The sequence below is a fragment of the Streptomyces sp. NPDC101234 genome, from assembly GCF_044767525.1.
GTDB classification, from domain to species: Bacteria; Actinomycetota; Actinomycetes; order Streptomycetales; family Streptomycetaceae; genus Streptomyces; species Streptomyces sasae.
Window position 1 is genome coordinate 140,630 of sequence record NZ_JBIWOA010000018.1, and the last position, 13,701, is coordinate 154,330.

The 13,701-nt window shown below is 69.9% G+C and carries 14 protein-coding genes; 5 read left to right on the plus strand and 9 right to left on the minus strand.

The window, feature by feature from the left end; translation table 11 throughout:
• The first annotated feature begins 120 nt into the window (after positions 1–120).
• Positions 121–2,022 (plus strand): FHA domain-containing protein, encoded by a 1,902-nt coding sequence (locus ACIRR9_RS30505; protein WP_385683116.1) that lies wholly within the window; start codon positions 121–123, stop codon positions 2,020–2,022.
• A 247-nt stretch (positions 2,023–2,269) separates the two neighbouring features.
• Here ACIRR9_RS30505 and ACIRR9_RS30510 read toward each other — a convergent pair whose 3' ends face one another.
• Positions 2,270–2,572 (minus strand): hypothetical protein, encoded by a 303-nt coding sequence (locus ACIRR9_RS30510; RefSeq protein WP_403758274.1) that lies wholly within the window; start codon positions 2,570–2,572, stop codon positions 2,270–2,272.
• Here ACIRR9_RS30510 and ACIRR9_RS30515 point away from each other — a divergent pair, their 5' ends adjacent.
• Positions 2,573–2,800, plus strand: coding sequence for a hypothetical protein (locus tag ACIRR9_RS30515; protein ID WP_403758276.1), 228 nt, complete (start codon positions 2,573–2,575; stop codon positions 2,798–2,800). It abuts the gene before it with no gap.
• Between the two features lie 27 nt (positions 2,801–2,827).
• On the opposite strand, the gene ACIRR9_RS30520 is transcribed toward ACIRR9_RS30515, so the two are convergent.
• The 3 genes from ACIRR9_RS30520 to ACIRR9_RS30530 all read right to left on the minus strand — a co-directional run bounded on the left by ACIRR9_RS30520 (position 2,828) and on the right by ACIRR9_RS30530 (position 4,661).
• Entirely contained in the window at positions 2,828–3,160 is a 333-nt protein-coding gene (locus ACIRR9_RS30520; protein ID WP_403758278.1) for a hypothetical protein, read from the minus strand.
• A gap of 41 nt (positions 3,161–3,201) precedes the next feature.
• Positions 3,202–3,576 carry an SDR family NAD(P)-dependent oxidoreductase gene (locus ACIRR9_RS30525; RefSeq protein ID WP_403758281.1) on the minus strand — a complete coding sequence of 125 codons (375 nt, stop codon included), beginning with the start codon at positions 3,574–3,576 and terminating at the stop codon, positions 3,202–3,204.
• 62 nt (positions 3,577–3,638) lie between these two features.
• Positions 3,639–4,661, minus strand: a complete 1,023-nt coding sequence (locus tag ACIRR9_RS30530) for a zinc-dependent alcohol dehydrogenase family protein (RefSeq protein ID WP_403758284.1) — start codon at positions 4,659–4,661, stop codon at positions 3,639–3,641.
• A gap of 213 nt (positions 4,662–4,874) precedes the next feature.
• On the opposite strand from ACIRR9_RS30530, the gene ACIRR9_RS30535 reads away from it, so the two are divergent.
• A complete protein-coding gene (locus ACIRR9_RS30535; RefSeq protein WP_403758286.1) occupies positions 4,875–5,789 on the plus strand; it encodes a helix-turn-helix domain-containing protein in 915 nt (304 codons plus the stop codon).
• A gap of 22 nt (positions 5,790–5,811) precedes the next feature.
• Here the strand turns inward: ACIRR9_RS30535 and ACIRR9_RS30540 are convergent, their stop codons facing one another.
• The 3 genes from ACIRR9_RS30540 to ACIRR9_RS30550 all read right to left on the minus strand — a co-directional run bounded on the left by ACIRR9_RS30540 (position 5,812) and on the right by ACIRR9_RS30550 (position 9,352).
• Positions 5,812–6,474 carry a class I SAM-dependent DNA methyltransferase gene (locus tag ACIRR9_RS30540; protein ID WP_403758289.1) on the minus strand — a complete coding sequence of 221 codons (663 nt, stop codon included), beginning with the start codon at positions 6,472–6,474 and terminating at the stop codon, positions 5,812–5,814.
• Between the two features lie 220 nt (positions 6,475–6,694).
• A complete protein-coding gene (locus tag ACIRR9_RS30545; protein WP_403758291.1) occupies positions 6,695–7,924 on the minus strand; it encodes a flavodoxin family protein in 1,230 nt (409 codons plus the stop codon).
• Positions 7,925–8,107: 183 nt separating this feature from the next.
• On the minus strand, positions 8,108–9,352 hold the full coding sequence (locus tag ACIRR9_RS30550; protein WP_403758294.1) for a glycoside hydrolase family 88 protein: 1,245 nt from the start codon (positions 9,350–9,352) through the stop codon (positions 8,108–8,110).
• A gap of 186 nt (positions 9,353–9,538) precedes the next feature.
• Here ACIRR9_RS30550 and ACIRR9_RS30555 point away from each other — a divergent pair, with 186 nt between their 5' ends.
• Positions 9,539–9,970, plus strand: a complete 432-nt coding sequence (locus ACIRR9_RS30555) for a hypothetical protein (protein ID WP_403758297.1) — start codon at positions 9,539–9,541, stop codon at positions 9,968–9,970.
• 66 nt (positions 9,971–10,036) lie between these two features.
• On the opposite strand, the gene ACIRR9_RS30560 is transcribed toward ACIRR9_RS30555, so the two are convergent.
• On the minus strand, positions 10,037–11,650 hold the full coding sequence (locus ACIRR9_RS30560; protein ID WP_403758299.1) for a cation acetate symporter: 1,614 nt from the start codon (positions 11,648–11,650) through the stop codon (positions 10,037–10,039).
• Entirely contained in the window at positions 11,647–12,066 is a 420-nt protein-coding gene (locus tag ACIRR9_RS30565; RefSeq protein ID WP_365347354.1) for a DUF485 domain-containing protein, read from the minus strand. Before ACIRR9_RS30565 ends, ACIRR9_RS30560 begins: the two co-directional genes overlap by 4 nt.
• A gap of 670 nt (positions 12,067–12,736) precedes the next feature.
• On the opposite strand from ACIRR9_RS30565, the gene ACIRR9_RS30570 reads away from it, so the two are divergent.
• Positions 12,737–13,681, plus strand: coding sequence for an Ig-like domain-containing protein (locus ACIRR9_RS30570; protein WP_403758483.1), 945 nt, complete (start codon positions 12,737–12,739; stop codon positions 13,679–13,681).
• Positions 13,682–13,701: the final 20 nt, after the last annotated feature.

A 13,701-nucleotide genomic window follows, 5' to 3' on the forward strand; every position in this document is an offset into this window, starting at 1 on the left:
CACAACATGTCAAGCGAGTCGCTGTTCCGCCGGTTGGCTGCCGTCCGGCGCGGACGTGGGTGGCAGTTTCCGGTGGTGCCGCAGTGATGTTGAGATCAACCACTCCTGGAAGGAAGTGCCGTGGCACCGGTGCTGGTCGGACTCGAAGGTCTGCTGGCGGGGGAGCGCATCCCGGTCCTGGACACCCGCGTCACCTTCGGACGTAACTCGGAGAACACGGTCGTCATCTCGAGCCTGAGCGTCTCCCGCTTCCATGCGGAGATCGTCTTCGACGAGGACGAGGGTTACGTACTGCGTGACTTGGACAGCAGCAACGGCACCCTGGTCAACGGCGAGGAGGTGACGTCCCGTCTGCTGCAGCCCGGTGACGAGATCTCCTTGGGCGACCAGGAGTTCCGATTCGAAGTGGCGGACGCCATGGAGACGCTGATGGCGCTCTCCCTGCCCCGGTCCGTGACACACGGTCCGGAGGAGCAGGGGCCCGTCCTGCGGGTCACCGTGGCCGGCGGAGGCCCCGTCGGCCTGTCACTCGCGCTGCTGCTGGAGCACTTCCTCGGATCCCAGGTGAAGATCACCGTCTACGACGGCAGGTGGCGCAAGGAGGGTCGCACCGTCGTCTGGAAGAGCCAGGACGAGGGCAACGTACGGCGCCAGCAGGTGGTCACCGTACAGAGCCGCCAGTATCTGGCGTGGCCGGAAGAGGTACAGAACCGCCTCTTCGACCCGGAGCACTACACGGAGATGTGGCCCTCGGGCCCGGACTCCGTCGGTGACCACAGCCCGCGCAACATGCGCATCGCCTACATCGAGGACCGGCTGCTGGAGCTGGCGAACGAGAAGCGGGACCGGATACGCCTCATTCCCGCCCGCTTCGACGCGGCGGAGGAGCAGGAGGCGCTCGCCACCCAGCACGTCCTCGCGATCTGTGACGGCGGCCGGTCACGTACCCGGGAGCACTTCGCTGCCCGGTTCGGCAAGGCCGACGAGTCGATCTACTCCCTCGACGGCCGCCATCTGCAGGACGTCGTCCTCGGCCTGCGCGTCAAGTCGGGCCTGCCCGACCCGATGGCGGTGCTGATGACGGTCGCGCAGAACCGCTTCCTGCTCAACTCGCTGCGCGGCGAGGGCTTCTTGAACATGCGGCTGACCGACGCCGAGGCGGCGGAGGTCATCGGCCTGGACCCGGTCCGGCGCGTCTTCGAGGAGTGCATCGCCTCCCGGCCGTGCCTGATGAACCGCGACGAGTACGGCGACTTCCAGTGCTCGACGCACGGCACGCTGTTCCTGCCCGCCCTGGTCAAGGGCTCCCCGCTGTGGCGCCGGGTCCGTGAGGGCCTGCTGCTGTTCGGTGTCGAGTCCGACGACCTGTCGGCGGTGACGAGCTTCCGGCTGGACATGGTGCAACGGCCCCGCTTCTCGGCCGAGTTGCTGCCCCCCACCGCCAACTCGCCCGGCACCTACGGCTTCCTGCTCGGTGATGCCGCCAACGCGATCCACTTCTGGCCTGGCCGCGGCCTCAACAGCGGTCTCGCCTCGGCCATTTCCCTGGCCCGCTCCCTCAACGGGGCGTGGAACGGCAGGTCGTTCAGGGACGCGGACTTCCTCCGCCACGAGGCGGCGATGTCGATGCTGCAGTACCGGCACAAGAGCCGGGCGTGGAAGGCGATGGTCACCACGGACGACCGTGGCGTCACCTGGGCGATCAAGGACATCATCGGCCACGGCATCGACGGGATCCCCGAAGAACCCGACCGCGAGGCGGACACCAAGACGCTGCTGGAGCGTATGCAGGCCATCCGCTCCCGCCTCGCTCCCCGCCTGCCGGGAATGCCGGACGACGAGGCGATCCTGGACCGGCTGCGCACACTCCAGCCCGCCACCTTGCGCATGCTGGTCCTCAGCGGCGCGTGGGACACGCTGACGATGGGCGGCGAGGAGGTCGACATCGACATCTTCTACGGCCAGGACTCGTCCGCGGCCGCCGCGGCGGTGGAGGCACTGGAACCGGCCGCCCAGGCCTAGGGAGTGACGTCCGGATCTGCTCGGTGAGGCGAGGCGAGGCGAGGCGAGGCGGGGCGGGGCTGGGCGGGGCGGGGCGGGGCTTGGTGCGCGAAGCGGGCCGCCCGTTGACGTCGGGCGGCTCCGAACCGGCGCCCTGGACTGTCCTCACTGCTGCGGATCTCGACTGCGCTGGTGCCCGCGACCCCGACCTCCTCGCTCGTCGTCCCTCGACGGTCCCGGCGGGTCGTCGGTCCGGGTCAGGGCAGCTTCACCATGGGCGGTTCTCGGACCGGTCGATGAACTGCCCCGCCGGCCCGTCCGGGCCGATCGTCGCAAGGGTCACGATGGACTCGGCGCCCTCCGTGACGCTGTGTCCGAGACCGCCGGTGAAGTCGGTCGCGGTCTGCCCGGGGTCGGCGGCCTTGACCTTGCCGACCTGCGGTACCCGGTCGATGGATCCGGCGCCGGTGGTGTAGAGCAGGGTGCCGGCACCGGCCCGGCGCATCGCGGGCAGCACCACCTGGGTGGCAGCGATGGCGCCGTAGAGCTGGAAGTCCATCCTGTGCTGCACGTGTGCCGGTTCGGTCGCGCTCGGGGTGGTCAGGGTGGTGGCGTCCTGAGCGCCACCGGCGACGCCGCCCCCGACGCCTGGCGCCGCCCGGTCGCGTGGATGATCCAGGCCTTCAGGACGCCCGCCCGCGGCCCGCTGCCGGACCCGCCGGAGGATGCCGCCCTGTATCAGGCCATGCGGCGTACCAGTCCGGGCATCACCTCGGCCGAGACCGGCAAGGGGAACTGACCCCCGGCCGGCGGGGCGCCGCGCCGGTCAGTCGAGCCGCACCCCCGTGCGCTCCTCCAGGGCCTGCAGGAGCCGGTCCTGGAACTCGGGGTCGCGCGCGGCCGGGTGCGGGTCCTGGGTGCGCTGGTGGTACCAGTAGCCGCCGGTGGGCGGCGTGATGTCGTCGTGGGTGGCCAGCCGGACCTGGGTCTGGTGGCCGGCCGTCAGGTCGTCGGTCGCCCCGGGGCCGCCCATCCGGGTGGGCACCCAACCCGGATCGACGGCCTGGGCGGCCGTCCCCTCCCACCGAGACGCGACGGCCATGGCCAAGGCGGTCACCCACAGCTTGCTGTCGCTGTAGGAGGCCGTGCCGTCGGCCAACGGCGCAAGGCCGGTGGAACCGCCCCGATGCATCGAGCTGCTCAGGTAGATGAGCCGGGACACCCGGGGCCGGCGGCTACGGCAGCGGCGGCGGGCCGCCTGTCCATGAGGGCCGTCGGCAGATAGGGCGCGATCGTGTTGACGGTGGCCGCCTCGGGGGTGTGCATGGTGCCGGCGTTGCGGATGACCGCGTCGAAGCGGCCGAACGCGGCGGCCCGCCGGGCAACACCGGGGATCTCGCCCAGCCCAGCCAGATCCCCGGTGACCACGCCCGCCCACCGGCCCCCTCCTGCCGGCGCGGCGACGCGTGCAGGGGTACGGGCGTGGACGACCACGTCGTGCCCGCCTGCGGTCAGCGCGGTCGCCTTCGCGTGGCCGAGCCCGCTGGAGGCTCCCGTCACCAAGATCAGTGCCATGTGCTCGGTTGCTCCGTCCGTGAGTCGGGGTGAGGGCGAGAGCGGGGCTGCCGGTCTGGTGCTCAGAGGGTGAGCAGGACCTTCGTCGCGCGGCGCTCGTCCATCGCCTTGTAGCCCTCCGGAGCCTGCTCCAGGGGGAGGGTGAGGTCGAAGACCTTGCCGGGGTCGATCTTCCTGTCCCAGATGAGCTGGATCAGCTCGGGCAGGAAGCGGCGCACGGGGGCGGGCCCGCCGAGGGTGTGGATGCCGGCGAAGAACAACTGGATGCCGGGAATCCGGACGTCGTAGTTGACGCCCACATAGCCCAGGTACCCGCCGCCGCGAGTGGCCCCGACAGCCTGCATGAACGACTCCTGGGTGCCGACGGCCTCGACGACCGAGTGCGCGCCGAGCCCGTCCGTGAGCTCCTTGATCCTCTCCACGCCCGCCTCGCCACGCTCCTCGACGATGTCGGTCGCGCCGTAGTAGCGGGCCAGCTTCTGCCGCTCCGGGTGCCGGGACATGGCGATGATCCGCTCCGCGCCCAGCTGCTTGGCCGCGAGGACCGCCATGAGCCCGACCGCGCCGTCACCGACGACCGCGACGGTCCTGCCCGGTCCGGCCTGGGCGGCGACGGCCGCGAACCAGCCGGTGCCCAGCACGTCGGAGGCGGCCAGCAGCGCGGGGATCAGCTCCGGGTCGGGCTGCCCCGGAGTGGCCACCAAGGTGCCGTCGGCGTACGGGATGCGGGCTTTCTCGGCCTGGGTGCCGATCCCCGCGTGGACGAACTCGGCGTGCACGCACTTGGACTGGAACCCGGCCCGGCAGATCTCGCACGTGTTGTCGGAGATCACGAAGGAACCGACCACGAAGTCTCCGACCCGGACGTTCTTCACCTCCGGACCGACCTCCTCGACCACGCCGACGTACTCATGCCCCATGAGCGTGTGGTCGACGGGCTCGACGCCGCGATACGGCCACAGGTCCGACCCGCAGATGCAGGTCGCGCTCAGCTTCACGATCGCGTCGGTCGGCTCGATGATCTTCGGATCCTCGCGCTCCTCCACCCGGACGTCCCCGGCGGTGTACATCACTACTCCACGCATGTCTGCGTCTCCTTGCTTCGTGCTGATCGGGGGCGCCGATGGCCGCGCCAGGTGCATCGCTGCAGGTCCGAGCCGCTTCCGAGTTCATGATCCATGGGGTCGATGGCGCCTGCACGTCCAGCAGACCTCCCCTTCCGCGGGCGGAAAGGTCGGGCTTGTCGGGGGGACAAGGTCAACCTCCCTACGTCGTGGCACGCCGTTACCGTGGAGGGCATGAACCAGACGGGCGGCAGCCGCGCCGACATCCGGGACTTCCTCGTCAGCCGACGGGCCAAGATCACACCGGAGCAGGCCGGACTGCCCAGCGGCAGCCGACGCCGTGTCCCCGGACTGCGGCGCGAGGAGGTCGCCGTCCTGGCCGGAGTCAGTACCGAGTGGTACACCCGGCTGGAGAAGGGACACATCAGCGGCGTGTCCGAGGACGTCCTCGACGCCGTCGCCCGCGCGCTGCACCTGGACGAGGACGAACGCACCTACCTGTTCGACCTGGCCAGGACCGCGCAGTCGGCCGACCGCACGCCCCGGCGCCGCAAGGCCGTCGACATCCCGCCCCGTGTGCAGTGGCTGCTGGACTCCATGACCCTGTCCGCGGCCCTCGTCACCAACGGCTGCCTGGACATCGTGGCCACCAACGCCCTCACCCGCGCCCTCTTCACCCCCATGTTCAACAGCCCCACGGTGGACGGACGCGGCCGTGTCAACTTCGCCCGCTACTACTTCCTCGACCCGGGAGCACGCCACTTCGTCGAGGACTGGGACAGCGCCGCAGACGTCACCACCGCTCTGCTGCGAACCGAGGCGGGCCGCTGTCCCAACGACAGGGGTCTACGCGAGCTCATCGGAGAACTGTCCACCGTGAGCGGTGAGTTCCGCACTCTGTGGGGCACCCACGACGTGCGCGTCCACCACGGCGGCGTCAAGCGCTTCCACCACCCCGACGTCGGCCCCCTGGAACTCACCTACCAGCCGCTGGACCTCCCGATCTCCACCCTTGAGGTGCACTCCCTGACCATCTACACCGCCCAGCCGGGCACCCCCGACGCAGACCGGCTCCAGCTCCTGGCCAGCTGGGCCGCCACCGGCACCCGGCACCAGAGCAACACCGGCGGCCCCGCCGCGTCCCCGTGACATCGGGCACTGCGGGTCAGCCCTAGTGCGGTTCGCTGTTGCGAGGCGGGCGACGCGCGAAAAGGAGTGCCCCTGGCACGTTCTCGTCGGGGTCGGTCAGCATGTGGGCCTCAACCGTGAATCCGGCATCGCGCAGCCAGGCCGCGACCTGGTCAGGCCGGCGGCGGTGGACGTGGACCTTCATCGGGTGACCGCCGTAGCCCTGCGTCTTCAGTCGCGACTCGGTGCCGACGTGAAAGCCGAGCAGTAGCGGTCCGCCGGGACGCAACACCCGCCGGAACTGACCGAAGACCGCGGGGACCGCATCGTCGGGGATGTGGATCAGCGACCAGCAGGCGAGCAGACCGGCGACAGACTCGTCGGCAAGTCGGAGGTCCGTCATCGAGCCCACCTCGAACCGCAGGCCGGGATGGTCACGCCGAGCCACGTCGATCATCACGGGTGAAAGGTCGATACCGAAGGCGTCGAGACTCAACTCGTGCAGGTGGGCGGTGACGTGTCCCGGGCCGCAGCCCACGTCCGCCACCGGCCCGCCCCCGGTGGTGTGCACCAGGTCGGCGAACAACGCCAGAGCCGCTCGAAGGTACGGTGCCCCGGCCAGAGCCCCGCGAATGCAGTCGGCATAGCTGACTGCGACGGTGTCGTAGGAGGTCCGGGTGTCTGCCAACCAGCCGTCCGCGTTCATGCCCGACAGAGTACGGGAGTTGGACAACCGCTGACCGGCAACGTCAACTGCTGCAACCCCGCCGAAGTGCTACTGAGGGGCAATGCCGACCGGGACTCCGTCGAGGAGCTGTCTCACCCGACCCTGGAGCGGCACGCCGACGAACAGAACTCCGCCCCGGCCCAACTGGTGACCTCGGACACCAAGCCGGCGTGGCCCCGAGGTTACTCAGGACCCGGGCTCAGAAACCGGCACCCAGTGTTGCCGGTGCGCCGTCCGTGTCCCTGAGGGAGGCCGACAGGGCGCGAGCCTCGTGTTCGGTCATCCGGGGCGTTTCGTACGGCACTGCGTTGACCCAACGCTGAGTCAGCCGGGCGATCCGCTCGCCGTACCGCTGCGCGGTGATCCGGTCGCCGCGCGAACCGGCGTGCTCCGGCCCCTCGTCGGCGTGGCTCTGGCTCATCAGCCCCAGCCACGAGCCCAGCCGGTTCACATCGTCGCGGTCGCCACCGCTCCAGTTGTTGCCCGGCATGTCGCCCACGCCGATCCACTGCATGCCCAACTGCGCGGCGAAGAGAGCCAGTTGCTCCAGCACCGTCAGCTTGTCGCCGCTCTGCGAGGCGGACATGGTGAATACGCCGGCCAGTTTGTCCTTCCACGCCTGTGTCGTGAACGGCGTGAACGCCGCCTCCATGAACGCCTTGAACACCGCCGACACACTGCCCATCAGCGTCGGGCAGCCGAGCACGATCGCATCGGAGCGCTCGAGCAGCGCCAGTACCTCCGCATCGTGCCAACGGCCCGCGCTCACGTCCTTCTCGATCTTGATGAGTGGTTCCCGGACGATGTGTTCGCAGGCCGGTTCCCGGAGGAACTCCTCGGTGGTGCGCAGCATCGGCATGACCACGCCGGCCTCGTCGCCGGCCTGCTCCAGGTCGGTGGCGTTCCACTGGGCGACGGCGTCTGCGACGGCCTGCTGCTCGGGCCAGGCCCGCAGCAGCTGGTACACCCCGTTCTTGATCTTCGGGTAGGGATTGAGCGGCATGACCCAGCGGCCGTCGCGCGTCCGGTAGAAGTCGAAGCCGAGAGGGTTGGCGGGGTCCGAGGGCGTGCCGCCGGGGTAGCCGCCGAGCAGTTCCCATCTCTTGTCGTAGAAGGGGCACAGCCGGTGCGGGGCCTTGCGCAGGTCCATCGTGATGTCCTGGCCCTCGCCGCCCCGGTGTCTCCAGAGCGCCGCGAGCGCGACGGACTTGGCGGTCAGGCCCACGGCGGGGACGGCGCCGAGGCGCATGATGCTCGGGACGATCGGATCACCGCCGATGAAGGTGATCTTTCCGCCGCTGTCGGCGGGTTGAAGGCCGGCTGAGGCCAGGACGTCACGCAGAGCCTCGTGGATGTCGAAGCCGTCGTCGCTGGTGATCGGGTTGGCGATGGCCTTGTGGGCGCGGTCGGTGAGTTCGTCAGAGCTCATGAGGGGACGCCTTTGCGGTGCGGGGGCTGCCGTGGTGACGATGCCGTCCCCCCTTCCCGCTATAACGTCACCGTTCGTGCATACCTTCCACCCGGGGCGCTCTCGGGTGCTGTTCACCAAGGCAACGAGTTGCATATGGCAACACGATGATCACCAGCCGGTTCCTTCGATCGTTGTGGCGGGTTAGGGCGTGGTGAGGTCGATGGCGTCGTGGAGGTCGTGGGGTCGGAGGATGCGGAGGATGGCTTCGAGGAGGTAGTAGTCGGCGTAGGGCAGGGAGACCTCGATGCCGTCCTCGGCGGGGCGGTTGCGGGTGCAGCGGGCGACGACGGCATCAGCGCGGGAGGACTTGTCGGTGAGGCAGGTCTGGGTGAGCGCGGTCAGGATCCGCAGTGCCGTGGTGCGGTAGGCGCGGTGGCCGGTCGCGGCGGCGAGGTCGATCAGCCCGCAGGCCATGACCGCTGCGGCGGACGCGTCCTTGATGTCGTGGGGTTGCTGGGGTGCACGGTAGTCCCAGACGGGGATGTGGTCGGGGGTGAGGACGCTGGTCGCGTAGTCGGCGAGCCGGGAGGCGGTGGCCAGGAACTCGGAGTCGGCGGTGCGGCGGTAGAGGGTGGTGAATCCGTAGATGCCCCAGGCCTGTCCGCGGGCCCAGCAGGAGGTGGGGCTGTAGCCCTGGACGCTTCCGGGGCCGACCGGGGTGCCGGTCGACGGATCGACGTCGTAGACGTGCGGGGTGGATCCGTCGGGCCGGGGGAAGAGGCGCTGGGTGGTCCTGGCGTGTTCGACGGCGATGTCGAGATAGGTGGAGTCGCCGGTCTGCTGGGTGGCGAAGACGAGCAGATCGAGGTTCATCATCGTGTCGATGATGATGCGCCCGGCGTTGGCGGGGGTGCCGAGTGCGCCCCAGGCGCGCAGGAAGCGGCCGCGGGGGTTGTAGCGGCGGCTGAGCGAGCGGGCGGCCTGGACGGCGCCGTCGCGCCAGGCGGTGTCACCGGTCAGGCGCCATGCGGTGACCCAGGAGGGGGTGAAGAGGAAGCCGAGGTCGTGGGTGGTGGTGTCGTACTGGCGGGGAGCGAGTTTTCCGGCCGAGTCGAGGGCGAGGGTGCGGAAGAAGTCGTCCTTGGTGTGGAGCCAGCACATCCACAGGGCGCCGGGCCAGAATCCGCCGACCCAGTCGCCGTCCTGGGAGTAGACCCACTTCTCGAACCTGGTGGCGACGGGGAACCCGTTCACGCCGGGTGCGACGGCGCGGATCTTGTCGGCCGCGTAGTCGGCCGCGGCGGCGAGGAGATGCGCGGTGGCGGCCGGCACCTGGTCGGCCGGTGTCTGGGCCTGCGTCTGGGCTTGTGCGGGCTGGGGCGCGGAGTTGTAGGCGGCTGCGGCGCCGCCTGCGCCGGCCAGCACGGCCCGCCGGGAGATGGACATGACTGCCTGCCTCTCCAACTGGACTGTGGTGCACGGGAGTTGGGGGAGTGTTACATGTCGGCGTCTGGCGTGTACATAGACGTGTGCAAGGTTCATGTACGTGAACCACGGTGGCGGCGTGGGCTACCGAGCTCGGCGCCGGCCAAGGCGCGCATCGGAGGCGGATCATGCCCATAGGGTGGCGGAATGCCGCTGAGCCACGTGTTCCTGTCGTCCGGTCGTTCGATCGAGCTCACCGAGTTGCGGATGTCGTCGACGTACGGGGAGATGCTGGAGGGCTACCCGTGCAAGCGCATCAACGACATGAAGGTCAGCGGCCGCCGGCGGGAGGCGGAGCGCGTGTTCTCCGCAGTGCCGGTTCATCTCGTTCCGCCCTCCCGCGAGTACCCGGGCGAGAGCGCCGGCCCCTTCGGACCCGTTGAGGTACTGCCGGCCGTGACATGTATCGGCCTCTTCCACTCGACAGCGGTCGCCCCCGAGCTCGACCCGGTGCTGCACCGCTCCGCTCTCGCCGTGGTCTGGTACCAGTCCGTCCCCGACGTTCCGTCAGGCGAGGATGTCGATCCCGCGCTGCGCGGCATCCACTGGGAGGAACTGGCCCAGGACTACGAGCTCTAGCAATGCGCCCTGATCACCACCGCTCATGAGATCTCCCCGCGTCGCCAACCTGTCGGATCGGCCTACCTAAGGCGAGTGCTGTGGGGGTGTGCCGGTGAGGAGGTGGTGCTCGTGGGACTCGTAGCGGCTGCGTTCGCGGTCGGTGGCTCGTCTGCCGGACAGGACGGTGGTGAGCCAGCCGGCGAGGAAACCCGCGGGTACGGAGGCCAGGGCGGGCGTGTTGTAGGGGAACCAGGCGAAGTCGGCGTCGGGGAACGCGGACAGAGGCGTTCCGGACACCAGGGTGGTGCCGGGGGTCAGGGCCAGGACGCTCAGGGAACCCACGATGAGGGTGGCGAGGAGCGCCCTGCGCGTGTACCGGCGCCAGAAGAGGCTGTAGAGGAGCGCCGGTGCGATGGCGGACGCGCCGAGGGTGAAGGAGACGGTGGCCAGGGGCTGCAGACTGCGGCGCTGGGCGAGGACGGCCAGCAGGACGGCGGGGACTCCCACGGCCAGCGCACAGCAGCGGGCGAGGGCGAGTTCCCGGGACGGCGTTGGGGGAGTGGCGCGGAACGCGGTCAGATCGTGGGCGAGGGTGTTGGCGCAGGCGAGCGTCATGCTGGCGACGGAGGCGAGCAGGGTGAGGAACACGGCGGTCGTGACGGTGGCGAAGAGCAGGCTCTCCGGCCGGGACAGCTCGGTGCCGAACGCGGCGCGGGCGCCCAGGAGATAGGCGGTCGTGCCGTGCGCGTCGGCGGCGGTGATGCGGTCGTGGCCGACCAGCGCGGTCGCACCGGTGCAGATCAGCGTGAGCATCAGGATGAACAGGGTCACCGAGGAGACCGCCCAGGACATCGCACGACGGACCTGGCGCGGAGTGCCCGCGGTGTACATCCGCATGGTCACATGCGGCAGGCAGGCACCGCCCAGCACGACGGCGCACTGGGTGCTGGCCATGTCGAGGGCGGGATGCGGACTGCTGGAGTACTGCAGCCCCCAGGTCAGATAGGCGGGCCCCGCCCTGCTCTGCCGGGCCGCCGCGTGGAACAGCGCCTGGGGCTGCCAGTCGAACATGCGCAGGATCAGGAAGCTCACGACCAGCCCGGAGCCGAGCAGTGCCACGGTCTTGAAGATCTGGACCAGCGCGGTGCCTGGCATTCCGCCCAGCGCCGCGTAACTGATCATGAGGACACCGGCCCCGGCCACGCACCCCTCCTTCATGGCGGCGTCGCTGAACCCGAGGACGTAAGCCAGCAGTTCACCGACCCCGGCGAGCTGCACGACCATCATCGGGACGAGCGCGGCGAGGGTGACCAGACAGGCCGTGACGCGTACGGAGCGTGCCGGATGGCGGTGGGCGAGCGCGTCGCCCATGGTGTAACGGCCCGTGTTGTGGAGGGGTTCGGCCAGCAGGAACATCAGCAACAGCAGGGACAGCAGGGCGCTGAGGGCCAGGACGATGCCGTCGAAGCCGCACAGCGCGATGATCCCGCCGATCGTGAGGACGGTGGCGGCCGAGATGTAGTCACCGGCGATGGCGAGCCCGTTGCGCAACGGCGAAAGGGACCGGTAACCGGTGTAGAACTCGGCGAGGTCGTCCGCCTCCGGGCCGGTGAGCACGCACAGCAGCAGGGTGAGGGCGACGACCGAGCAGAACGCGACGAGCGACCAGGACTGGGCGGGGCCGCTGAACCCGGTCACGGCGTCTGTTCCCGGTTCGGGGCGGGCACCCGCGTCTGACGGTGGGCCCGGCGCGCCAGGGGATCCACGAAGCGGTGCGCCGTGGCCTCGTAGAGGAGCACCGCGAGCCAGGTGACGGGGATCTGTGCCAGGGCCAGGACCAGCCCGGTCGGCAGGCCGCCGGGGCCGGGACGGGCCATCAGGGCGGGGGCCTTGACGGTCAGGGTGAGAAAGGCGACGAAGTAGCCGAGTGCGGCGACGGCCGCCACGCGCCGGTGCCACCGGTACGCGCGCCGCAGCAGCCGCAGCGTGCGATGGGCGCCGGAGCGCGGATGCGGCCCGTGGGCGCCGGCCAGGTCCTGAGTGCTCGACCAGGCCGGGACGGGGCGGTCGTACGAGGACTGGGCCGCGGGTAACTCGGGGGAGTCGTGGGACATGTCGGCACCTCCTGCTGGGGCCCGGGCCCGGCGTGCGACGGACCACGTGCGGGGGAAGGGCGGTTCGAACCACCGCACGCCGTGCGGCGCTCGGATCGAGGGAAGGTAACGAGGGAAGGTAACGAAGGACGGCAACGAGGGAAGGCTTCGAAGAAGGGCTTCGAAGGAAGGCATCGGAGGATCGCATCGGGGGAATGCGGTGGCGCCGGTCATCCGGGGCGGCGGCGGCTCGCGGGTCGCCGTGGTGTGAACAGGGCGCCATGGTCTCTGGCACGGTCGTTGTCCGCCAGGGGTGCGGCCGTAGTCGGCCGGGGCGGTTCGCGGTGCGTGTAGCTGACCGTGGGATCTTTACCCAGGAGATGATGAAGCATTACAGGAGCGCGGGGTGGCGCGAATGGATCGGAAAGTGCGCCGTCGCACACCTCAAGAGCTCGGCCGGGACGACGACCGGCCGCACACGGTCCGACCCGGCCCGAAGCTGCGTACCCGATTCTTGATCCACGCTTTACGCGCCGCACGGAACCGCGACCCATGTCGGCGTGGTCCCACAGAAAGTGGGGGCCTTCGGGACCGTAGAGATCGGGACCGTAGAGTGGAACGAACGAGAAGAGTGAGGCAGGGCGTGGGACGGCGCAAGGGCGGCATAGGAATCGCACTCGGTATGGTCGCGATGCTGGTGGGCGTGAGCGCCTGCGGTGGGGGTAAGAGCGGCAACAGCGCGGGCGGGCAGGACGACGCGAAGGCATCGGGCAAGCCGAGTGTCAGCGCCTCGCCCTCGCCCACGAAGCCCGCGGGCCCGCCGATGCTGTTGGAGACGATCATGCCGCAGACCGGCACCACGGTCGGCGTGGCCATGCCGATCTCGGTGATCTTCACCAACCCGGTGGCGGCGAAGGCACGGGCCACCGTCGAGAAGCACATGAAGGTCAGCGCCTCGCAGCAGGTTGCCGGCGCCTGGCACTGGATGGGCGACCAGCGCGCCGACTGGCGGCCCAAGACCTACTGGCCCTCCGGTACCAAGGTGCGGATCGACGCCGACATGACGGGCGTCGCCAACGGCAACGGACGCTACGGCGTGCACAACTACACGCACACCTTCACCGTCGGCGACGACGTGCGCGCCGACGTCTCGGTGACCGGCCACACCATGAAGGTCACCCGCAACGGCCAGACGCTGCGCACCCTGTCGATCAACGCGGGCAGCGCCCAGTACCCGACCTGGGACGGCACGATGGCCGTCATCGACAAGCAGGAGAAGGTCCACATGACCTCCTGCAGCGTCGGCATCAGCTGCGACAAGGGCAGCCCCAACTACTACGACCTGACGCTGCCCTGGGACATCCACCTGACGCAGTCCGGTACCTACGTGCACTACTCGACCGGCGACCCCTACCCGGGCAGCGGCAGCGCGCGCGGCTCGCACGGCTGTGTCCACCTGTCCATGTCGGACGCCAAGTGGTTCTACAGCCAGGTCAAGCAGGGCGACCCCGTCACCATCACCGGATCGCCCCGCGGCAAGGCCCCGGCCGACAACGGCTACGCCGACTTCAACCTGGACTGGAGCGCGTGGCTGGCGGGCAGCGGGTCCGGGGAGCAGACGACCGCGGCCCTGTGATGTGACCCGTTCCTGACGTG

What these genes read in the sequence shown, in the direction of transcription:
- ACIRR9_RS30570 (WP_403758483.1), top strand. Translation starts at nt 12,737, where the DNA reads ATGCTGGTGGGCGTGAGCGCCTGCGGTGGGGGTAAGAGCGGCAACAGC.
- ACIRR9_RS30555 (WP_403758297.1), top strand. Translation starts at nt 9,539, where the DNA reads ATGCCGCTGAGCCACGTGTTCCTGTCGTCCGGTCGTTCGATCGAGCTC.
- ACIRR9_RS30530 (WP_403758284.1), bottom strand. Translation starts at nt 4,661, where the DNA reads ATGCGTGGAGTAGTGATGTACACCGCCGGGGACGTCCGGGTGGAGGAG.
- ACIRR9_RS30540 (WP_403758289.1), bottom strand. Translation starts at nt 6,474, where the DNA reads ATGAACGCGGACGGCTGGTTGGCAGACACCCGGACCTCCTACGACACC.
- ACIRR9_RS30550 (WP_403758294.1), bottom strand. Translation starts at nt 9,352, where the DNA reads ATGTCCATCTCCCGGCGGGCCGTGCTGGCCGGCGCAGGCGGCGCCGCA.
- ACIRR9_RS30565 (WP_365347354.1), bottom strand. Translation starts at nt 12,066, where the DNA reads ATGTCCCACGACTCCCCCGAGTTACCCGCGGCCCAGTCCTCGTACGAC.
- ACIRR9_RS30545 (WP_403758291.1), bottom strand. Translation starts at nt 7,924, where the DNA reads ATGAGCTCTGACGAACTCACCGACCGCGCCCACAAGGCCATCGCCAAC.
- ACIRR9_RS30535 (WP_403758286.1), top strand. Translation starts at nt 4,875, where the DNA reads ATGAACCAGACGGGCGGCAGCCGCGCCGACATCCGGGACTTCCTCGTC.
- ACIRR9_RS30525 (WP_403758281.1), bottom strand. Translation starts at nt 3,576, where the DNA reads ATGGCACTGATCTTGGTGACGGGAGCCTCCAGCGGGCTCGGCCACGCG.